We start from the raw sequence: 18992 nt of genomic DNA on the forward strand, positions 1-18992 counted from the left end.
CGCGGTCGGTACTCACCCGAGGGCGATGAGTGCGACGCCGCCGACCGCGAGCGTCGCGGCCGCGAGTCGCGCGCCGAAGCGCGGTTCCTTCAGGACGATGCCACCGAGGACGACCGCGACGATCGCTTGCGCGTTCACGAGCGGGGAGGCGACGCTCGCGGCCAGCTCGACGAACGCGAGCGCGACGACGTGCTGGGCGACCGCGACGAGCACCGCGAGTCCAGCGAGCGCGCCCAGGTCACTGCGGACCGCGACGTCCGCTGGCCACTGGCGGTACGCGAGCGGTGCGAACATGACCGCGACCACGGGAAACAGCGCGAGGACGAACGTCGCGGGGTCGACGCCGAGGTCGCTCATCAGGTGGCGTTTCCCGACGTCGACGACGCCGAACGTCGCCGCGGACGCGAGCGCGAGCTGGCCGGGCCGGAGCGTCACTGCGCGCCGGAGCGGCGTCACGAGGTCGCCCTGGTAGTTCGCGAGGTAGAGCGCGACCGTCACGACGAGCACGCCCACGACCTGGAGCGTCCCGAGGTCGGTGCCGGGGAGGAGCGCGAGTTCGATCGGGAGCACGAACAACGGCACGACCTTGCTCACCGGCGCGACGTACGAGACGTCGCCGAGCGTGAGCGCACGGAAGAACGCGAGGATGGCGACGCCGCCGAGCGCGTTCACGCCCACGAGGACCGCGAGCGTGTACGGGTCCGTCGGTATCGTCGCACCGCTCGCCGCCGCGACCGGCGCGTACAGTACGGTCGCGATCGCGTACACGCTCACCACGTACACCGAGTCCGGGTAGTGCGCGAACCGGTACTTCACGAGGAACACGTACGTCCCGAACACGACCGCGCCAGCGAGCGCCAGCGCAATACCCACCGAACTCATCTACGCGACCCTATCGAGACCACAGGGAAAAGCCCCGCTATGTTCATTCCGTATGGGTCCATCTGGGGAGTGCTAGCGAGACACCGCTAGGACTACCAGTGACGAAAGCGACCCACTCACCATGCCGGACGGACGACACGTCGACGAACTCACGCTCCGCGTCGACGATGCGCACCTCGTCGACGGCGACCTCCGCGGCCGCCCCTACGCCGCGAGCGTCCACGGCACCGTCGCGGTCATCGTCGATGGCGACCCCGTCGACCACCGACGCCTCCCGGCGAGCGCCGACCTCCTCGGGACCGTGCGGACGCTACGCCGCCTCCTCCGGACCCTGGTCGCGGACGGGACCGCCAGGGGCTACCCGTTCCAGTGCACGTGCTCGGACCCGGGCTGTACGAGCGTCCACTGGTCGCTCGACTTCGTCGACGAACGCGACCTCCACCTGGAGACGACCGACAACCTCGGCGACCCCATCGGCGAGCGCGACTACCACCTCCGCACAGCCACCCTCGCGACGGCAACCGTCGACTACGTCGACAGCGTCCTCGCCATCCTCGACGACCTCGACCGCGACCGGTTCCCCTGGAAGGACCGGATCGACGCCACGGACGTCGGTCGCGAACACTACGCAACCACGAACCGGCTCCTCGCGTCCCGCGACGAACTCGCGACGCTGCTCTGAGACGCCCCCGAACCCGCCGCATCACGCCGGCGAACGCGCACGCTGACGAGCGCTTCCACTACCGAACGCGAAAGAATGAAGGAATCGAGTCCGCGGTCGTCCGTCGCTGCGAGGTTACTTCGCGCGACCCTGGCCGCCGTTGTTCGAGGGACGGGTGTGTTCGGTACCCTTGCCCTTGAACGTGAGCCCGCGGTTCTGCGTGCCGGCGCTCGTGAGGCCACGGAACGCACGCGACTGGTGCTGGCTCTCCGTGATCCACGAGAGGTCGTCGTCGTTCTCGATGGCGGGATGCTCGGGGTCCACGAGGATGATCTCGTGCCACTTCTGCGAGCCGTCCTCGCCAACCCAGTAGGAGTTCAGCACGCGGAGGTTCTTGAACTTCCGCGACGCTCGCTCCTCGGCGATGCGCTGGATGTTCTTCCGGCGTCCGATCCGGTTCACGCCCTGGCGCTTCGAACGACGCCCCTTCTTGTGTCGGGACTTCCGCGCCGTCCCCTTGCGGACGCTGACGCGCGCCACGACGACGCCCTGCTTGGCCTTGTAGCCGAGTTCGCGGGCCTTGTCCAGACGCGTCGGTCGCTCGACGCGCTCGATGGCGCCTTGGTCGCGCCACTCTTGCTTTCGCTGCCACTGCAGTTCGGCGAGCTTCCCGTCGCTGGGATCCCGCCACGCTTCCTTGATGTGCGAGTAGAAACTTCGTGCCATGGTCTATCACCACGGGCGTTTGCCGGTTCAGTCCCGGATGGGACCACATTCCGATGACCTGTCGTTGACAGGTGCCCGCTGGTGCCCGTCGACCAGCGAGTTGGTCGAACTTCCCGCGTCGTCGCATAAAGGGTTTCGGAACCGCGCGCCGCCCGCTAGAGCCTCGCACGGGCGTCGGCCGGCGCGACGCGCTGACTCGCCGGTTCGTGGACGTCCCCGAGGTCCTCGACCGCCGGGGCGTTCACGATGGTGACCCGCGACCCCGACACGTCGACGTAGAACGCGTCCGCGTACGGCCCGTCCGATATCACGAACACCCCGTCGTCGCCCGCGTCCGCGCCACGGTACCGGAGGAGGTCGCGGTACGCCCGCGCGAACTCCCGGGCCTCCGCGTCGTCGTCGAACCGCAGCCGCCACACGTACCCCGCGTCGCCGTCGTCGCGCTCGTACGCGTACAGCGAATCACCAGCCCACCCGGCACTCGGCGGGAGGCCGTACGTAATCGGGACCGGGCCGTCGTCCGTGAGGAACTGCTCGCGCGAGACGAGACTCCCCTCGACGTCGTCGTACAGCGTCGCCGCGAACATCGTCGCCACGTCCGCCTCGCCCGCGACCACACCGCCGTCGCCGACCCGCGACCACTCGCTCGAACTCCGGTCGGGGACCGACACCGACTCCACGGCGTCGTCGTTCCGGTGGATCACCTGCTCGCTGGACGCCGCCGGGTCGCTGTAGAGCGCGTTCACGGCCGCCCACCCGCCGCGTTCCTTCGCCGCCGCGACGTACCGCTCGCCCTCCGCGTACGGGAAGTACGACAACAGGTACAGTCCCATGTTCGGGCGCGGCGCCGCAGCAGCCCCACTACCGTCGTCGCCGCCTGCCTCGTCGTCTCCCGCAGTCGTCCCGTCGTCGCTCGTCGACGCGTCCGCACTCTCGTGGCCGACGCACGTCCACTCGCCCCCGCAACGCGTCCGGACCTTCCGGTCGACGAAGTTCGCGTCACCCTCGATGAGCGCGACGAGCGCCCGGCGCTCGTCGCGCGTCGGGTCCCGCGGGAACCGCACGTCGAGGTTCCCCCGGAACTGGTAGGCGTGCACGAGCTCGTGCGCGAGCGTCACCTCGTCGACCGTCGGCGTCGACGACGGCGCGACGATCGTTATCTCGTCCGCGCTCGGCGAGTAGAACCCCTGCACGCTCGCCGAGCGCGTCGCCGCCTGCTCCTCCTGCGCGTCCGTGGATTCGCCGACGAGGAACAGCGCCTCGAGGCGCACCGCCTCCCTGGTCGCTGCGGCCTCGTCACCACCACCACCGCCGCCGCTCTGGCGGTCGCGGTACTCCTCGCGCGACAGTATCGACACCGGCACGCGCCGGTCGAACTCGACGTTCCGCACGTACTCCACGCGCGCCATGCTCCGGTTCACGACCGCCGCGAGCTCGCTCTCGTTCAACCCGTCCCCGGGCGTGACCGCGAGCGACTCGTTGTACCAGACGCCGTTCTCCCAGCCCTTCACGTCCTCGTCCGGGTCCGCGAGCGCGCCGCCGTCGTCGGGCGCGGGCGCGGCCTCCGAGTCGCTCGTCGTCGCCGTCGGTTCCTGGAACGCCGACAGCGTACAGCCAGCGAGCCCGACCATCGCGACCACCGCGACGACGACAAGGACGACTCTCGTTCGCATCTACCCCTACGTCGGGGACTCGCGGACAAAAGTACCCCGGGCGACGCGTGCCAGTCGCCGGCGTCGACGCCAGCGAGAGACTGCTACGAGCCGAGGTATCGCGCGGCGACGCCGGCGAGTATCACGAGCGCTCCCGTCACGAACGTCCCGGGGATGGGGAGTGCGAACAGTGCGACACCGAACGCGATGGCGGCGGTCGACGCTCGCATACCAGTCACTACCCGACGAGACCCCCTGGAGCCACCGCCAAACCACTTGGCTCCACGTATCACGGACACCAACAGAGAGACGGTCACCGCTAGACGACCACGTATGCCAGGCGACGGCCCCGGACCGTTCCGGTTCGACGCCGTAGCGCCGTCCGACCAGGAACAGCAGTTCCGCTACGAGGTCGACGGATCCTCCCTCGGCGACCCCGTCGAGGTCCCCGTCACCGTCATCAACGGCGACGCGGACGGCCCGCGCGTGTTCATGACCGCCGCCATCCACGGCGACGAACTCAACGGCGTCAAGGTCCTCCAGGAGGTCATCGACCGCTACCACCCCAGCGACGTCCACGGCACGCTCGTCTGCCTCCACGTCGTGAACGTCCCCGGCTACCAGGCACAACAGCGATACCTCCCCATCTACGACCAGGACCTCAACCGGTCGTTCCCCGGGAAGGAACGATCGAACACCGCCGAACGCATGACCCACCGCATCTACCAGCGGTTCGTCTCGCAGTGCGACATCGGCCTCGACTTCCACACGTCCACCCGGAACCGCACCACGATGTACCACGCCCGCGCCGACGTCGACGACCCCGACGTCCAACGGCTCGCGGACGCCTTCGGCGCGAACGTCTTCCTCGCCGGCGAAGGCGACGAACGCTCCCTCCGCGGCGTCGCCACCCGCGACGGCATCCCCACGCCCACCGTCGAGATGGGGAAGGCCCACCGCTTCCAACCAGCACTCATCGAGAAAGCCCTCGGCGGCGTCGAGAGCGTCCTCACCGAGGACGACGTCCTCCCGGACGGCACCACCACCACACCCGCCTGGCGGAAGGTCATGGGGCCGAGCGAGGAGACACGCTGGCTCCGCGCCGACACCGGCGGCCTCGTCGACATGCAATGGGGCCCCGACCCGCTCGTCCACGAAGGCGACGCCATCTGCACCATCACCGACCACTTCAAGCACGAAGAACACGTCGTCGACGCACCCTTCACCGTCCTCATCGTCGGCGTCCTCGAGAACCCCGTCGCCCTCCCCGGCCACCCAATCTGCCACCTCGTCCGCATCGACGTCGACACCCGCGAGGAGATCGAACGCCAGATCAGCCAGGGCGAGTTCGACGGCTACCGCTCGTACGGCCAACGCTGGATGGCCGACGACGAGGCCGCCGAATGAGAGCGAGAGTACTACCCACTAGAGAGCGAATCGGAAGCTAGGCCGGAATATCGACTATCCTCCCCGTTCTCTCAGTCGATAGACGCCACCTTCGATGGAGAGGACTTGTCCGTGAACTCGGCCTCGAACCCGTCTGGGTAGGCGGTGAATCCGCCGTTCGGCGTCACCGTTCCGGACTTCAGGGCGAGTCGACCGTCGCCCGTCCGTCGAGACGACTGTTGGCCCCGACGGACACTTCGCATTCCGATGTTCTTCGCTGCGTTGTAATCCGCGTTCGCTGTTGCACCGCACTCTCGACAGCAGAAGCCGTCACGTGAGCGTCGGTTCGTTCTAGCCGTGAACCCGCACTCCGCGCAGCGACGTGACGTGTTCGATGGTTCGACCCGTTCGACAGTGATTGCTGCTGCTCGTGTTTTGTACTCGACGTATTCGTAGAGCGCCTCGAACGCCCATCGGTGGCCCCACGCAGCCCGGGTTCGCGACCGAATCTCGGTAAGATCCTCGAACGCGATACGGTCGCAATCGTACCGCCTGGCTTCGTCGACGAGTTCCTTCGCTGCATTGTGGATGAAATCTCGGACGTATCGGAGTTGCCGACCACTCGCTTGCTCCAGGGTCCGGTGTGCACTCCGTGTGCCGGTCCGCTGAAGTCCGGCGCGCGTCCGCTCGAACTCGCGAAGGCGGTGGGTGAGTTCGCGGCCGTCCACGAAACGGGCGGTGCTGGTTACCGCGAGGTTCTCTATTCCAAGGTCGACCCCGAGGACCGTCCCGTCCTCGGCGGTCGTTTGCACTGCCTCGTCTCGACGCCGTCGAAAGCCCAGGTGGAGGAAGTACGAGCCGTCACGCGCCTTGAGCGTACTCTCCGTCAGCGACCACTCCTCCGCGTCGAGGAACTGCCACTGGTAGCCGTCCTCGTCGTCGGGAAGTGCGAGCGGACACCTGATGCGGTCTCCAACCGTCGCGAGCGAGACCGTTCCGTCGTCGAAGAGCGTCATCGACCGGTCGTCGTAGGGAACCGTCGGTGCGGTGAACCGTGGTTTACTCGTGGACTTCCCCTTCCGTCGTCGTTCGACGCATCCGGCTATCGCTTCTGCTGCACGGTGAGTCGCCAGCACCGCGTGCTGGCTGCCGAGTTCGGTCTCTTCTCGAATCGCGTCGTATGCAATCGATTGGACCTCGCGCTTCGCGTGGCAACGGTGCCAGGCCAGATCAGTCGCCAGTTGACAGCCCTGTTTCCACTCGGATATCGTGGCTTCTAGGACCTCCTGTTGCTCGTCGGTGATCGAGAGTCTGGTTATCGCAGTCCGTCGAGCGTAGCCGTCCGCCACACATAATTCTCAGATTATATAGGTTGAAATTATTTTGGATGTGGCGAGTCAAGCGTCCTTCAGAACCACACCGGTACTTTGTGAGAACGATATACCGGAAGGAAGAGCCTGAGGCGGGAATTGAACCCGCGGTCTCGTCCTTACCAAGGACGCGCTTTACCGCTAAGCTACCCAGGCGCGGTGGGTGCATCCCCTTCTTGTCGGGAGTTGTTTTAATGGGTTTCGATTCGCGGCTACGAATCGCCCGCGGACTGGGGGACGCCGTCGTCCGCGGTCGGCTCCTCCGGGGGAACCGTGGCGTGGAGGTCGGCGACGGTCGGGAGGAAGTCTAGTTCGTGCGGGAAGCCGTCGTCGGTGACGTGGCTGATGCAGTCCGCGACGACGGCGTACAGTTCGGGCGTCGGGGTGCCGCCGGCGGCGGTGGTGCCGGCGAGCGCGGCGAGTTCGAGGACGTCGCGTTCGAGCGTCCGGTCGTGCTCGCTCGGGTCGCGCGTCGGGTCGTCCGCGGCGTCGCGGCGTTCGGTCTGTTCGCGGCCGAACGTGCGGACGGTCTCGACGGCGCGGCCGGCGGCGTCCGTCCGGGCGAGGAGGTAGAATCCGCGGGAGACGAGGACGTCGGCGGCGAGGATGTCGAGGTTCGGTTGTGTCTGGTCGTCGACGTCCTGCCAGGGTTCTGTGTGCGCGAGCGTGCGGGTGAGGCGGAGCCCGTCGTAGATGAGCTGGACGCCGGCGGCGCGGTTCCCGATGGCGTCCAGGTCGACGGTGTCGTCGACGGCGCGCGCGCATCGGAGTGCGAGCGTCCCGGGGGCGAGCGAGCCATCGTCGACGTGTGCGACGATGTCGTCGCGGAGGCGCGCCGGGTAGACGTCCTCGACGGCGTCCACGGCGGCCGAGCGACACGTTGCAGCCTCGTCCATCGCGCGTAGGTAGCAACGGGACACGCAAAGACCTTTGGAAACGACGGACGTCCGCGGTGGTGTGATTCGAGTCGACCGCGACGGGGACGTCTGCGTGGTGAGCATCGACCGTCCGGACCGGCGGAACGCGCTTCGACCGACGGACCTGGACGTGCTGGCGGATGCGGCGCGGCAGGTGACGGCGCCCGTGCTGTACCTCCACGGCGTGGGGCCGGCGTTCTGTGCGGGCGCGGACCTGGACGTCGTGTCGGGGTTGGACCGCGAGGGGGCGCGGGACCTGGCGGCGCGCGGGCAGCGCGTGGTGCGTGCGTTCGAGTCGACGGACGCGGTCGTCGTCGCCGGAATCGACGGTCCGGCGCGGGGTGGTGGCGTGGAGCTCGCGCTCGGCTGTGACGTCCGGGTGGCGACGCCGGCGGCGTCGTTCGCGGAACCCGGTGTCTCCCTCGGGTTGTTCGGCGCGTGGGGTGGGACGGCGCGCCTGGCGCGTATCTGTGGGGAGGGCGACGCGATGGACCTCGCGCTCTCCGGGCGGAGCGTCGACGCGACCGACGCACACAGGATGGGGCTTGTGTCGCGCGTCGTCGACGACCCGCGTGCGGTCGCCGAGGAGATCGCGGCGCACCCGCCGGATGCGCTCGAGGCGTTGAAGCGACGGATGCGCGACCGCGACGACGTGGCGAGCCAGGAGGCCAGGGAGGTCGAGGCGTTCGCGGACCTCGTCGCGAGTCACGCCGCCGACATCGCGGCCGCTCGGGACGAGGACTGACGGGGTCGACTCTCCGGCGGTGTGTCGGGGAGCGTGTACTCGTCCGAAAGAGTCGTAGTGCGCGAACGCCGACGTTGGGGCGTGACAGACTGCGAGCACTGCTCGGAGACGTTCGAGGACGAGGCCGCGTACCTCAGGCACCTCGGCGACGAGCACCCGGGCGAGATGGGGCCGATAGAGCGACGGCGACTGGACGAACTCGGTGGCGGCGAGAGTGGGCCGTCGACGCCCCTGCTCGTCGCCGGTATCGCCGTCGGCGCGCTCCTGCTCGCCGTCATCCTGTACACGCTCACCATCGGGGGAGGTGGGAGCGCGAGCGCGAGCGAGCTCGGCGAACTCGGGCCGGCGCCGAACCCGCCCGGACACCAGCTCGGGCCGGCGGGGAGCGACGAGGTGTATCGGCCGTACAGCATCGGGTCCGCTCACGAGCACGGTCCGATCAGCGTGAACGTCGACGGACAGCAGATAGACTTCCGGCGCCCCGAGTTCCAGCATCCGCGCGAGATGCGTGCGTTCCACTTCGAGGCAGGGGAGCGACGCTGGCACGTGCACGCCACCGGCGTGACGGTCGAGTACGCGCTGGAGGCGACCGCGTTCGGTGTCACGAACACGTCGTTCGCGTACGACGGCGTCGTCTACCGGCGGGGGTCGAACGCACAGGGGCCCGACGGGTGGACGGTCGTGACGAACGCCACGGTCGTGTACGAGGTCAACGGCGAGCCGGTGGCGCCGGAGACGTACGTCCTCCAGGACGGCGATAGCGTTTCGGTTCGCGTGGAAGCACCCGCTGGCGGCTCGACGAACGGGACGACGACGAACGCGAGCGCGCTCGCCTGACGCGCCGACGAGTTCTGCTTCTGGAAGTGGTCGGGTCGCCCGTCGCGTTCAGGGCGTCGGGTCGGCGGGCGCTGGCGGCATCGCGCGCTTGTGCTTGCTTGCCTCGTAGAGCTCGCGGACTTCGGTGACGGCGTCGCGGTCGACGTCGAGCGCGCGTTCGGTCGCGGCAGGTGAGAGGTCGCCGTCGACGTGGAGCGCGAGGATGGCGTCGATGGTGTCGTAGTCGAGGCCGAGTTCGTCCTCGTCGGTCTGGTCCGCCCAGAGTTCGGCGGTCGCTTGCTTCTCCGCGAGGTCCTCGGGCGCGCCGAGGTGTTTCGCGAGCTGGCGGACCTGCTGCTTGTAGAGGTTCCCGATGGGGTTGCAGTCGACGGCCTGGTCGCCGTACTTCGTGTAGTAGCCGGTGAGGGCTTCGGCGCGGTTCCCGGTGCCGAGCACGACGCGGTTCTCCTCGTTCGCGACGTAGTAGTTGATGACACCGCGGACGCGTGCACGAGTGTTCCCGACGGCGGTCTGGTCGCGGTCGCTCCCGGGGACGGCGTCGACGAGCGCGTCCACGATCGGCTCGATCTCGACGACGTCGTACTCGATGCCGAGGTCCTCGGCGACGCGTTCGGCGTCACTCATGTTACCGTCGCTCGATACTTCGGCGGGGAGGACGAGCCCACGGAGGTTCTCGGTGCCGAGCGCGCTCGCGGCGAGGTACGCGGTGGTCGTGGAGTCGACGCCGCCGGAGAGCCCGAGGACGGCGCCGTCGGCGCCGGCGTCGGCGACGACGTCCTGGATGAACGTCTCGATGTGGTCGCGTCGTTCGCGGAGTTCGTCGTCGGAGAATCGCAGGTCGAGCATCACGCGTCGGTAGGGATTGCATCGACAAATACGGTTCCATGGCGCAGGAACGATGGACGTGCGTCCAGTTCCCGGTCGCTCGGCGGCCACGAAGCGCTACGTTCAAGTGCAAGCGGCAGGAATCGACGGATGCGAGCGCCGTTGGTCCAGTGGTAGGACAGTGGCTTCCCAAGCCACTAGCCCGGGTTCAATTCCCGGACGGCGCACTTCTCCGGAACACAGCGAGCGAGGAGCGGCGGCGACGAGCGAGTTCGTTCCGGAGAAGTGCAGCAACGGGAATTGAATCCTGTGAGTCGCAGCCCGCGCAGCGTAGCGAGCAGGACCGTCTCACATCGGTTCAATTCCCGGACGGCGCACTCGCTTCGGTCGTACGCCGTCCGACTTCCCGTTCGCTTCGCTCACGGGTATCCCGGACGGCGTTCTTCTCTCTCACAGGAACCGAGGAACGGTAGCGACGAGCGGGTTCGTTCGGGAGGCTGTGGGAGTGAGTCGAGTGAGGTGGTTGGCTTCGGCTGGTATGGAGTGTTTTCGGTGGGTGGTACGCGAGCGGGGTTCGTGGTAGGCGTCTGGTAACGAAATGTGTGAGCGTGGTCGGGTACTGGTATGTGTCGGGGGTCGGTCGGTGGCGCGTGGACGGGTCGTAGGGTGGAAAGTCGGCTTGCCGGTGGGGGTGGTCGGGATGCGGTTTAGTGTCGTGGTTCGGGCCGTGGTGGGGTTCTGGTTGTTGGTGGGGGTGGCGTTGGCGGCGGTGGTGGTGTTCCGGAGTGTCCGGTATGCGTTGTACAGTGTGGGCGTGCTGGTGTTGTGCGTGGCGCTGGTGGCGTTCGCGTTGGAACCGGAGTGGCGCCAGTACGGGTATCGGTAGGTTGGTGCGGTCGCTCGCTGGCGGTCGTATGTGAGCGGGGTCGCCGGTGCGTGCGTTCGCGTCGACGACCGATTGCGTCGCTGTACCCACCCCACCCCTGGGGTTTCAGGCTTCGTCGCGCCGTTCGAGTCCGTCTTCGACTGGTCGCGTGGTGTCGGATTCGATCCAGGCGTCCAGGTTCTCGCGGTCGTAGATGACCATTCCTTCGACGGTTTCACGGCCGACGTAGCGGTCGGCATCTTCGTTTTCCTGTGACTGCATCCGGGTTCGATGCAGGATATAGTTCGGTCGGTCTTATGCTTGCTGGCCGGGTGAGCGCGTCGATAAAAGCATGACGGCCACGGGTCGTGTTGGTGTGGCCGGGGGTGGTCCAGGGTCGACTGGTGGGAGTCGAGCGCAACGCGAGCGCGCTGGCGGAGTGCACAGGCTGGCAGAGTGCACGGGCTGACGGAGTGAGCGGGCTGACGGAGTGGGCAGGCTGGTGGGTCGAGTGGTGGATGGGGCGTCCGGTTCGAGCGGTGTCGGGGGTCAGCCGAGCGAACGCGTGCAGTTACGGCAGTACTTGATGGTGCCGACGTTTTCGTTGGCGGTGCCGCAGTGCGGGCACGCGCGGAACGCCTCCTCGGTCGGGCGTGCCGGTGGGAGGGCGTCGTCGAGGTCGTCCTCGTCGACGTGGTTCCGGTGGACGCGGTCGCCGGCGCGCGCGTATTCTTCGGGGTCGCCGATGGCGCTCGCCTGCGGGTTGCCCTCCCCGCGGCGCACGTAGTACGCGTAGATGGCAAGCTGGACGACCGCGAACAGGATGACGTAGCCGATTATCCAGCTCCAGACCTCGACCATATGTGCTAGTTGTTCGCATAGCACTTGATTGTTGTCGCTGGCGGGTGCACCTGCGCGCGAGTTCGGACGACGCGACGCCGAAGTAGACGACCGAGGCTCACTCGAAGACGAGCGCGCGGAGGAGAAAGAGGCGTCCGGGACGGGGAACGACGGGATAGGATGGGACCGAGGCAGGACCGGACGGGGCAAGAAGGGACGGGGAGGTGGCGTCGTCAGCGGTCGCCGGGTGGCGTGAGGTCGCGGCGGAACTCGTCGAAGACGTCGACGTCGTCGTCGAGCTCGTACTCGATGCGGCGTTCTGCCTGCCGGTTCACGTTCGCGTCCTCGAGCGGTTCGGCGACGGACTCCCAGCCGGGCTTGACCTTCACGCTCTTGGCGGGCGACCCGACCGCGACGTGGTGCGCGGGGACGTCGCTGGAGACGGCGGCTTTCGCGCCGACGACCGCGTTCTCGCCTATCTTGCAGCCGGCGCGAACCATCGTGTCGTACGTGATGCGGGCGTCGTCCTCGATGATGGTGTGGTAGTTCTCGACCGCGGTCTGGTCGACGACGTCGTGGTCGTGACTGTAGATGTGGGCGTCGTCGCTGATGGAGACGCGGTCGCCGATCGTGAGCTTCCCGCGGTCGTCGAGGTGGACGTCGTCGTGGACGACGACGTTGTCCCCGACCGTGATGTTGTGGCCGTACGTGAACGTGATGCCCTTGAAGAACCGGCAGCCGTCGCCGCACTCCTCGAAGAGGTGGTCGGCGAGCATCGCGCGGAACCGGAGCGCGAACTCGACGTTGTCCGCCATCGGCGTCGCGTCGAACTGCCGCCAGAGCCACTGGAGGTGCTTGGAGGTCTCGAACGTCTCCTCGTCCTTCTCGGCGTAGTACTCGGACTCGAGGGTCGTGTTGCAGGGGTCGTATCCCTGGAGGCGGACGCGTTCTGCGGGCGAGACGTCCGCGTCGTTCTGCCAGCGCTCGTATGCGTCGCGGTCGCCGTGGAGGTCGACGAGGACGTCCTCGACGACCTCGCACGTGGACTCGTCGTCGCCGCGGAGTCGCTCGTCGACGTCCTCGATGAACGCCCGGACGCCGGCTTCGGCGCCCCCGGGAAGCGTGACGTGCCGTTTCGTCATGCTCGCCAGTTGGCGGTCGGCCCTGATACCCGTTTGGTTGTGCGAAGGACGCGTCGTCCCGCCATCGTCTTCGTGCGGCCAAGGACTCATGCCAATACAGTGCCTTGCTAGCATATGACGTACTCTCGTCGGTCGGCGCTGGCCGGGTTGGCCGCGGCGGCGGCGTCGTTCCCGGCGCTCTCGGGGACGCTCGCGAGCAGGCGACCTCGACGCTTCGAGCGGCTATCGGTGTCGGTCACCGGCCCGGGGTCGCTCTGGGTGGGGACGCTCGGGTTCCGCGACGTCGACGCCACCGAACGCTGGGAGGACCTGTACGGACTCGGTGACGTCGACTACCTCGCGCCCGCCGACTTCGAGGTACACGACCGCGTCACCGAGCTGTACACGCCGGTCGAGTTCGTCGCAGCGCCGATGGCCGGTCACGACCCGGCGAACCCGCTCTCGGCGTCGCTCTCGACGGACGATGCCGAGCTCGCGTCCGGGACCGTCACCGGGCTCGACGACGCCATCACCCTCACCCTGGAGTGACATCGGGGAGTCGGTCGTGCGGTTGACACCGGGGAGTCGGTCGTGGGACAGGAGCGGGGGACCGTAGCGAGGTGCGAAGGTTTAAGAACTCCCCGCAAAACTTGCGTGCCGTATGGGCACAGGCGGCACGGGTCGGCGAGCGGGCGACGTGAATGCGACCCGTAGAGGCGTCGTCGCTGCGGGCGCGACGTTGGTCGCGACGGCCGGCGCAGGGTGCACGGGGGCCTTGGGCGTCTTCGGCGATGACACGTACGACTCGGTGCGCGTGAGCGTCGACGCCGACACCGTCGTCTGGTCCGGGACCGTCTCCTTCCGAAGCACCGAGGGGATGCGCGTGAGCATCTCGGTCGACCGCGCGCTCGGCAGTCGGTCCTACGTCCTTCCCGACGACATCGACGCCGAGGGGTACGACGCGGTCGGCGAACCGATCCGCGTCGTCGTGGTCCCGGAACGAGGTATCTCCGAACGCACACCCCTGTCCGTGGTGGTCGGTTGCGACGGCGAGCAGTGCGGGCGCGCGCGGACGACCGACGGCGACGAGCCGATACGCGTCGACGTCGGGTGACGGTCCGGTCCAGCCGTCGGTTCGCTTCTCAGTCGATGGCGACGAAGCACACCCGCTAAGTGCCGGGCGTCCCTAGGCCGGCGTATGCACTACCGCGAACTCGGCGCAGCGGGCGTCGACGTGTCCGAGATCGGGTTCGGCGCGTGGACGGTCGGCACCGACTGGTGGGGCGACCGTACTGACGAGGAGGCCAAGGAGATGCTCCGCTACGCGTTCGACCAGGGTATCACGTACTTCGACACCGGCGACGTGTACGGGCACGGCCACAGCGAGGAGCTCGTCGGCGACGCGCTCGCGGACGTCCGCGACGAGGTATCCGTCGCGACGAAGATCGGGTACGACTTCTACAACAACCCGCAGGCCGGGCACGGCGAACTCCCGAAGGAGATGCACCCCGAGTACCTCGACGACGCACTCGAGCAGAGTCTCGACCGGCTCGGGTTCGAGAAGGTCGAACTCCTCCAGTTGCACAACGCGAACGTCGAGGAGATAGACGCGGACGTCCTCGAGTGGCTCGACGAGGTCAGGGAGAGCGGTCGTGCGGACGCGATCGGTATCGCGCTCGGGCCGAGCATCGGGTGGCTCGCGGAGGGCGAGAAGGCGATCCGCGAGGAGTTCGATTCCGTCCAGCTCGTCTGGAACGCTCTGGAGCCCGAGATCGGCGACCGGTTCCTGGAGGTCATCGAGGAGACCGGGAGCGAGACGAGTCTGGTTCCGCGCGTCCCGCACTCATCTGGACTGCTGAACGAGCAGATCACGCCCGAGAATCCGCCGGGCGAGGGCGACCATCGCGCGTACCGGCCGGACGCGTGGTTCGAGACGGGGTTCGAGAAGGTCGAGGCACTCCGGTTCCTGGAGGGCGACGGCGAGCGAACGATGGCCCAGGGGACGCTCCAGTACCTCCTCTATCACGACGCGGTGGCGACGGTGACGCCGACGTTCCGCACGCGCGAGGACATCGACGCGTGGGCGGCGGCGAGCGACGTCCCGCCGCTGTCGGCCGAGGAGTACGAGCGCGTTCGCGAACTCCAGGCGAACGGCTTCGAGCTCGATCGCGACGACGGCATGGACAGCCTCCGGTCGTCCGTCGACGGCGAGGACATCGAGCGCGCCGGCCTGGACAAGCACGTCGCGGGCGACTGAGGCGACGCCCCCACACCCCCGAGTACTGGACAGGCGTCCAGAAGACGGCCGGGTCGACGGCATCGAACCGCCCGTCCGACATCCGTAAGCACTCCTTACGGCTCGTTTAGGCAGCCTATACTGATATGGGATACCGTCGTAGCATGGAGTGCCCGTTGGCGCTCGTCCCCACATCGAGCCGCCAGGGCCTGTCCGCACACGCACACCATACGAGGGGGGAGGCCGACGCCAGTCGGTTCCGTCGTACCGGGTGCACTCGTGCAGACGTCGACAACCGCACCACCGAATCCACCGGCCGACACCACCCACCCACCCACCCACGTCAGGCCGGTTCCACCCACCCACCCACCCACCCATCTACGGTCCGAGGCCGGCCGCTTTCGCGGCCGGCTTCATCGGATTCTTTCGGTGCGACCAACCCAATCCTACAGCGAGCGATAGCGCCGCCCGTCGGTTGCTTGCCGATGCCGTCTCGTCGTCCGTCGAACGCTCAAGCCCGCGAGTCCCGACTCTCGACGGACCGATGGCGCAAGCGAGTCCCGAGTAGTGACGTGTCGATGACGCCCGCGAGTTCCGACTGTGGGCGTGTCGATGTGATACGTGAACGCGTTCCAGTCAACTGTTTGTGCAATACAACTTTGGCGGAGGACCTATGTAACCAAGGCCACTCGGTTGTGGCATGACACGAACACGGCGTTCATTGTTGAAGGTCGCTGCGGCGTCCGGTGCGGTCGCCCTAGCGGGTTGTTCGAGCATCCTCGGCGGGTCCGGGGGTGCGAGCGAGACGCAGTGGCTCTACCAGCCGGGGACGGTCGGCGACGTCGACCACTACCTGTCACTGCGGTACAAGCCCTCGGCGATCGCCGAGCGCGCGGCGAACTTCGACGACGACGTCTACGACGCGATGCGGTCGTTCGGCAGTTCCGCGCGCGACCTCGTCGGGTTCGAGTTCGGGACGACGGACGCCCAGCTGGCGTTCGGGAAGAACGCCGTCCTCGCTGCGGACTTCGAAGCCGACGACGTGGCGTCGACGCTCGAAGCCGAGGAGTTCAGCGACGAGGACGCGTACAAGAACTACGACGTGTACGTCGGCCCGGACGAGGACGCCGCGGTCGGCATCGGGAGCAGCGAGGTCGTCGTCGCGCGCTCGACGGGAATCTTCGGGAGCGCGGACAACGCCGAAGCAGTCCTCGAAGGCATCCTCGACGTGAACGCCGGTGACGCCGAGAGCTACGCCGCCGACAACGAGGACTTCAAAGCGCTCACGGACGCGTTCGGCGACAGCGCCATCCAGTCCATGCGGACGTACGACGAGGTGGAGTCGACCGACACCGACGACGGCGACTTCGCAGGCGAGGTCGCGCGCGGTATCGACTCCGTGCTCGTCGACGACGGCATCGAGACGACGTTCGTCCGCGTATTCAACGAGGCGTCCGACATCGACGACGGCGACATCGAGGACTGGGTGGACGCCGACGACACGTTCGACGAGTTCCAGGACGTCGAGATATCGACGAACGGCCGCGTCGTCGAGGTCACCGGCACCGAAGCCACCGGCGCGTACGACTTCTACGTCGGGAGCGCCTGACGACGACGCACGAACCCAAACAGAAACGGCGACCTGGCGGTCGCCGTATGCTGCTGCGGTCAGTTCACGCCAGAAAGACGTGCCGTGGTCGGTCGGCGAGGACGTCGCGTCCCCAGTCGACGGTGTCGCTGAAGGCGTCCGAGCGGAAGAACGCCATCGCGTCGTCGCGGGACTGCCAGCGTGACGCGATGAACATGTCGTTCTCGTCCTCGACGTTCGCGAGCAGGTCAGTCTTGACGTGCCCGTCCATGTCGGCGAGCACGCCGCCGACGGTCTCGAACTTGTCGACGAAGTCCTCGCGTTTCTCGGGCTTGGTCGTGTAGAACATCCCCATCGTCCCCCACGTGTCGGCGTCGGCGTCGTCGCCCGCCTGCCGGACGATACCGGGGAGGTCGGTGAGGAACCCGCTCGCGGTGTCGGCGGCGTCCTGGGCCTCCCAGACGCTCGCGACCGCGTGCGGGCCATCGGGGTTCTCGTAGACCGCGGTCTTCACGTGGCGGTCGTAGTGCTCGAAGTTCCCGCGTAGGCCGTCCATCTCCTCGTAGAGCTCGTCGACGTCCGCCTCCGAGTAGAGGACGACCGCGTACACGTCCTCCCCGTGGGGCTGGCCGCCGTACACGCCCTCGGCCTCGAGTTCGTCGCGCACGTCCACTGGCGGCCCGCCGGCGTCGTCGCCGTGGGCGGCCTCGTCGTCGCCATGGTGATGCTCGTCGTCGTCGTCACCGTGGTGATGGCCGTCCTCGCCGTGGGCGTGGTGGTCGTCGTCGCCGTGAGCGTGGTCGTGATGGTTGCCTTCGGCGTCGCCGGTGTCGCGCTCGCCCTCGGGAACGGGGATGTTCTCGCCCGCGAAGAACGCCGCGAGGTCCGCGGGCGGGAACTGCCGGCCGACGAGGAAGTCGCCGAACTCCGCGAACTGCGACGTCGACGGGTCGAACCGCATCTCGTTCAGGAGGTCCTTCACGTTCGAGAGGTCGTCCGCCCAGAGCGTGATGCCCCACTCGTGGTCGTCCATGCCGACGGACGAGCAGATCATCTGGTCGACCTTCCCCGCGTAGTCCCGGCCGATGTCGGCGTGGCGCATGATGTGCTCGGCACGGTCGTCGTACGGCGTATCGTACCAGTTCTGCTCGGGTTGGCGGCGCTTGCTCATCGGGTAGAACGAGACGAACTCGCTGTCGGGAATCTCCGGGTGGAGACGGTCGTCGATGTAGTCGCCGATGGCGGCGTCCTCGTCGGTCTCGCCCGCGAGGTACTCGCGCGTCTGCTCGCCGTACCCCGACGCCTCCGTGACCGAGACGTAACTCGTCGTGCGTTCGGTGAACGCCGCGAGCGCGGTGTCCTCGAACGACCGCTCGATGCGGTCGAGGTCCGCCATCGTCGGCCGCAAGTGCAGGAAGAGGAGGTCCGCCTTGTGACCCATCACCGAGTAGAGCGCGGACTCGCCGTCCTCGCTCCGGGCGGCGTGCTCGCGGTGCACGAGGAAGTCCTCGCCCTCCTCGAGTGCGCGCTCGCGCTCGTGCTCGGGTGCCTCCCGCCAGGCGTCCCAGTCCACCGTCCGGAAGTCGTGCAGTACGTACGACCCTTCCGCCGTGAGCGGCGGTTCGCGTTGCTTCATGCTCGCGGCTTCGGGGGGCGTCCAAAAGGCCGTGTCGGTCTCGGGTCGGGGACGGCGACGCCGGCAGCGGCAACGGACTCCGAGTATCGAAACCCTTTCACGACCGCCACGGAAGATATTTACAAGATGCGTAAGAGCGGCCCGCCGAAGGGGCTCATCGCGTACATCGTCCTGGAACTCCTCGCGGAGAAACCACGGTACGGGTACGAGATACTCAAGGAGATAACGGACATCAGCGGCGGCCACTGGGAGCCATCGTACGGGTCGGTGTACCCGATATTGTACAAGTTCGAGGACGAGGGGTGGGCGCAGCGGATCGAGCGCGAGGACGAGCCCGACCGGAAGTACTTCGAGCTTACCGACGACGGCGTCGAGGAGCTCGCGCGGCGACGGGAGGAATCCGCGAAGAAGGCCAAGGAGTTCGCGGACGTCATCCTCGGGTTCTATCACGTCTACGTCGCGTTCTCGTGCGACGACCGGTTCGAGGTGCCGGCGCTCGACGGCGAGTGGCACTTCGACGAGGACTTCTCGGCGTGGATCGTCGAGCAGATGATCCGACACCACGACCACTACTTCGGTGACTTCGAGCGCGTGGACGCGACCCCCGACGAGTTCTACGACGCGCACGGCGTCGACCGCGACGACGAGTAGCGCCGCCGACGTTCAGAGGGCCAGTCACCTGCGGGTCCACGAGGTTTTTATCAG

The 18992-nt window shown here is 67.7% G+C and carries 20 protein-coding genes and 2 tRNA genes; 10 read left to right on the top strand and 12 right to left on the bottom strand.

Annotated features, from left to right (window positions below):
- Positions 1-12: 12 nt before the first annotated feature.
- A complete protein-coding gene (locus LI336_RS06660) occupies positions 13-882 on the bottom strand; it encodes a DMT family transporter (RefSeq protein WP_227132094.1) in 870 nt (289 codons plus the stop codon).
- A gap of 121 nt (positions 883-1003) precedes the next feature.
- Between LI336_RS06660 and LI336_RS06665 the strand changes: the two genes are divergently transcribed.
- Positions 1004-1564 carry a hypothetical protein gene (locus LI336_RS06665; protein ID WP_227132096.1) on the top strand — a complete coding sequence of 187 codons (561 nt, stop codon included), beginning with the start codon at positions 1004-1006 and terminating at the stop codon, positions 1562-1564.
- 114 nt (positions 1565-1678) lie between these two features.
- Here LI336_RS06665 and LI336_RS06670 read toward each other — a convergent pair whose 3' ends face one another.
- The 3 genes from LI336_RS06670 to LI336_RS20100 all read right to left on the bottom strand — a co-directional run bounded on the left by LI336_RS06670 (position 1679) and on the right by LI336_RS20100 (position 4151).
- Positions 1679-2269 (bottom strand): 50S ribosomal protein L15e, encoded by a 591-nt coding sequence (locus LI336_RS06670; RefSeq protein ID WP_227132097.1) that lies wholly within the window; start codon positions 2267-2269, stop codon positions 1679-1681.
- Between the two features lie 155 nt (positions 2270-2424).
- Positions 2425-3942, bottom strand: coding sequence for an Hvo_1808 family surface protein (locus LI336_RS06675; protein ID WP_227132104.1), 1518 nt, complete (start codon positions 3940-3942; stop codon positions 2425-2427).
- An 83-nt stretch (positions 3943-4025) separates the two neighbouring features.
- Positions 4026-4151 carry a hypothetical protein gene (locus tag LI336_RS20100; protein ID WP_264475283.1) on the bottom strand — a complete coding sequence of 42 codons (126 nt, stop codon included), beginning with the start codon at positions 4149-4151 and terminating at the stop codon, positions 4026-4028.
- Positions 4152-4254: 103 nt separating this feature from the next.
- Here LI336_RS20100 and LI336_RS06680 point away from each other — a divergent pair, with 103 nt between their 5' ends.
- Positions 4255-5328 carry a succinylglutamate desuccinylase/aspartoacylase family protein gene (locus LI336_RS06680; RefSeq protein ID WP_227132106.1) on the top strand — a complete coding sequence of 358 codons (1074 nt, stop codon included), beginning with the start codon at positions 4255-4257 and terminating at the stop codon, positions 5326-5328.
- 71 nt (positions 5329-5399) lie between these two features.
- Here the strand turns inward: LI336_RS06680 and LI336_RS06685 are convergent, their stop codons facing one another.
- The 3 genes from LI336_RS06685 to LI336_RS06695 all read right to left on the bottom strand — a co-directional run bounded on the left by LI336_RS06685 (position 5400) and on the right by LI336_RS06695 (position 7573).
- A complete protein-coding gene (locus LI336_RS06685; RefSeq protein WP_227132108.1) occupies positions 5400-6656 on the bottom strand; it encodes an RNA-guided endonuclease InsQ/TnpB family protein in 1257 nt (418 codons plus the stop codon).
- 105 nt (positions 6657-6761) lie between these two features.
- Positions 6762-6833: transfer RNA gene (locus LI336_RS06690), tRNA-Thr, on the bottom strand.
- Positions 6834-6889: 56 nt separating this feature from the next.
- A complete protein-coding gene (locus LI336_RS06695) occupies positions 6890-7573 on the bottom strand; it encodes a DUF7114 family protein (protein WP_227132109.1) in 684 nt (227 codons plus the stop codon).
- Between the two features lie 61 nt (positions 7574-7634).
- On the opposite strand from LI336_RS06695, the gene LI336_RS06700 reads away from it, so the two are divergent.
- Both LI336_RS06700 and LI336_RS06705 read left to right on the top strand, forming a co-directional pair.
- Positions 7635-8339 carry an enoyl-CoA hydratase/isomerase family protein gene (locus LI336_RS06700; RefSeq protein WP_227132111.1) on the top strand — a complete coding sequence of 235 codons (705 nt, stop codon included), beginning with the start codon at positions 7635-7637 and terminating at the stop codon, positions 8337-8339.
- Between the two features lie 81 nt (positions 8340-8420).
- Entirely contained in the window at positions 8421-9176 is a 756-nt protein-coding gene (locus LI336_RS06705) for a hypothetical protein (RefSeq protein WP_227132113.1), read from the top strand.
- 48 nt (positions 9177-9224) lie between these two features.
- Here LI336_RS06705 and LI336_RS06710 read toward each other — a convergent pair whose 3' ends face one another.
- Entirely contained in the window at positions 9225-10022 is a 798-nt protein-coding gene (locus tag LI336_RS06710) for an NAD+ synthase (protein ID WP_227132115.1), read from the bottom strand.
- 135 nt (positions 10023-10157) lie between these two features.
- On the opposite strand from LI336_RS06710, the gene LI336_RS06715 reads away from it, so the two are divergent.
- A tRNA-Gly gene (locus tag LI336_RS06715) sits at positions 10158-10228 on the top strand.
- A 764-nt stretch (positions 10229-10992) separates the two neighbouring features.
- Here the strand turns inward: LI336_RS06715 and LI336_RS06720 are convergent.
- From LI336_RS06720 to LI336_RS06730, 3 genes are all read right to left on the bottom strand, one after another.
- The gene (locus tag LI336_RS06720) at positions 10993-11148 is read right to left on the bottom strand and encodes a DUF7331 family protein (RefSeq protein ID WP_227132116.1); all 156 of its coding nucleotides are present in this window, start codon (positions 11146-11148) and stop codon (positions 10993-10995) included.
- Between the two features lie 267 nt (positions 11149-11415).
- The gene (locus LI336_RS06725) at positions 11416-11727 is read right to left on the bottom strand and encodes a DUF7577 domain-containing protein (protein ID WP_227132118.1); all 312 of its coding nucleotides are present in this window, start codon (positions 11725-11727) and stop codon (positions 11416-11418) included.
- Positions 11728-11939: 212 nt separating this feature from the next.
- The gene (locus tag LI336_RS06730; RefSeq protein WP_227132119.1) at positions 11940-12848 is read right to left on the bottom strand and encodes an acyltransferase; all 909 of its coding nucleotides are present in this window, start codon (positions 12846-12848) and stop codon (positions 11940-11942) included.
- 114 nt (positions 12849-12962) lie between these two features.
- On the opposite strand from LI336_RS06730, the gene LI336_RS06735 reads away from it, so the two are divergent.
- The 4 genes from LI336_RS06735 to LI336_RS06750 all read left to right on the top strand — a co-directional run bounded on the left by LI336_RS06735 (position 12963) and on the right by LI336_RS06750 (position 16672).
- Positions 12963-13376, top strand: coding sequence for a hypothetical protein (locus LI336_RS06735; protein WP_227132121.1), 414 nt, complete (start codon positions 12963-12965; stop codon positions 13374-13376).
- Between the two features lie 112 nt (positions 13377-13488).
- Positions 13489-13941, top strand: coding sequence for a hypothetical protein (locus LI336_RS06740; RefSeq protein ID WP_227132123.1), 453 nt, complete (start codon positions 13489-13491; stop codon positions 13939-13941).
- Between the two features lie 84 nt (positions 13942-14025).
- Positions 14026-15084, top strand: a complete 1059-nt coding sequence (locus LI336_RS06745; protein WP_227132124.1) for an aldo/keto reductase — start codon at positions 14026-14028, stop codon at positions 15082-15084.
- Between the two features lie 679 nt (positions 15085-15763).
- Positions 15764-16672, top strand: a complete 909-nt coding sequence (locus tag LI336_RS06750; RefSeq protein ID WP_227132125.1) for a hypothetical protein — start codon at positions 15764-15766, stop codon at positions 16670-16672.
- A 64-nt stretch (positions 16673-16736) separates the two neighbouring features.
- On the opposite strand, the gene LI336_RS06755 is transcribed toward LI336_RS06750, so the two are convergent.
- Entirely contained in the window at positions 16737-18287 is a 1551-nt protein-coding gene (locus LI336_RS06755; protein ID WP_227132127.1) for a heme-binding protein, read from the bottom strand.
- Positions 18288-18413: 126 nt separating this feature from the next.
- Here LI336_RS06755 and LI336_RS06760 point away from each other — a divergent pair, with 126 nt between their 5' ends.
- On the top strand, positions 18414-18938 hold the full coding sequence (locus LI336_RS06760; protein ID WP_227132128.1) for a PadR family transcriptional regulator: 525 nt from the start codon (positions 18414-18416) through the stop codon (positions 18936-18938).
- The last annotated feature ends 54 nt before the right edge of the window (positions 18939-18992 follow it).

The organism is Halorubellus salinus (assembly GCF_020567525.1).
GTDB lineage: Archaea > Halobacteriota > Halobacteria > Halobacteriales > Natrialbaceae > Halorubellus > Halorubellus salinus.

What these genes read in the sequence shown, in the direction of transcription:
- LI336_RS06660 (WP_227132094.1), bottom strand. Translation starts at nt 882, where the DNA reads ATGAGTTCGGTGGGTATTGCGCTGGCGCTCGCTGGCGCGGTCGTGTTC.
- LI336_RS06665 (WP_227132096.1), top strand. Translation starts at nt 1,004, where the DNA reads ATGCCGGACGGACGACACGTCGACGAACTCACGCTCCGCGTCGACGAT.
- LI336_RS06670 (WP_227132097.1), bottom strand. Translation starts at nt 2,269, where the DNA reads ATGGCACGAAGTTTCTACTCGCACATCAAGGAAGCGTGGCGGGATCCC.
- LI336_RS06675 (WP_227132104.1), bottom strand. Translation starts at nt 3,942, where the DNA reads ATGCGAACGAGAGTCGTCCTTGTCGTCGTCGCGGTGGTCGCGATGGTC.
- LI336_RS20100 (WP_264475283.1), bottom strand. Translation starts at nt 4,151, where the DNA reads ATGCGAGCGTCGACCGCCGCCATCGCGTTCGGTGTCGCACTGTTCGCA.
- LI336_RS06680 (WP_227132106.1), top strand. Translation starts at nt 4,255, where the DNA reads ATGCCAGGCGACGGCCCCGGACCGTTCCGGTTCGACGCCGTAGCGCCG.
- LI336_RS06695 (WP_227132109.1), bottom strand. Translation starts at nt 7,573, where the DNA reads ATGGACGAGGCTGCAACGTGTCGCTCGGCCGCCGTGGACGCCGTCGAG.
- LI336_RS06710 (WP_227132115.1), bottom strand. Translation starts at nt 10,022, where the DNA reads ATGCTCGACCTGCGATTCTCCGACGACGAACTCCGCGAACGACGCGAC.
- LI336_RS06720 (WP_227132116.1), bottom strand. Translation starts at nt 11,148, where the DNA reads ATGCAGTCACAGGAAAACGAAGATGCCGACCGCTACGTCGGCCGTGAA.
- LI336_RS06725 (WP_227132118.1), bottom strand. Translation starts at nt 11,727, where the DNA reads ATGGTCGAGGTCTGGAGCTGGATAATCGGCTACGTCATCCTGTTCGCG.
- LI336_RS06730 (WP_227132119.1), bottom strand. Translation starts at nt 12,848, where the DNA reads ATGACGAAACGGCACGTCACGCTTCCCGGGGGCGCCGAAGCCGGCGTC.
- LI336_RS06735 (WP_227132121.1), top strand. Translation starts at nt 12,963, where the DNA reads ATGACGTACTCTCGTCGGTCGGCGCTGGCCGGGTTGGCCGCGGCGGCG.
- LI336_RS06740 (WP_227132123.1), top strand. Translation starts at nt 13,489, where the DNA reads ATGGGCACAGGCGGCACGGGTCGGCGAGCGGGCGACGTGAATGCGACC.
- LI336_RS06745 (WP_227132124.1), top strand. Translation starts at nt 14,026, where the DNA reads ATGCACTACCGCGAACTCGGCGCAGCGGGCGTCGACGTGTCCGAGATC.
- LI336_RS06750 (WP_227132125.1), top strand. Translation starts at nt 15,764, where the DNA reads ATGACACGAACACGGCGTTCATTGTTGAAGGTCGCTGCGGCGTCCGGT.
- LI336_RS06755 (WP_227132127.1), bottom strand. Translation starts at nt 18,287, where the DNA reads ATGAAGCAACGCGAACCGCCGCTCACGGCGGAAGGGTCGTACGTACTG.
- LI336_RS06760 (WP_227132128.1), top strand. Translation starts at nt 18,414, where the DNA reads ATGCGTAAGAGCGGCCCGCCGAAGGGGCTCATCGCGTACATCGTCCTG.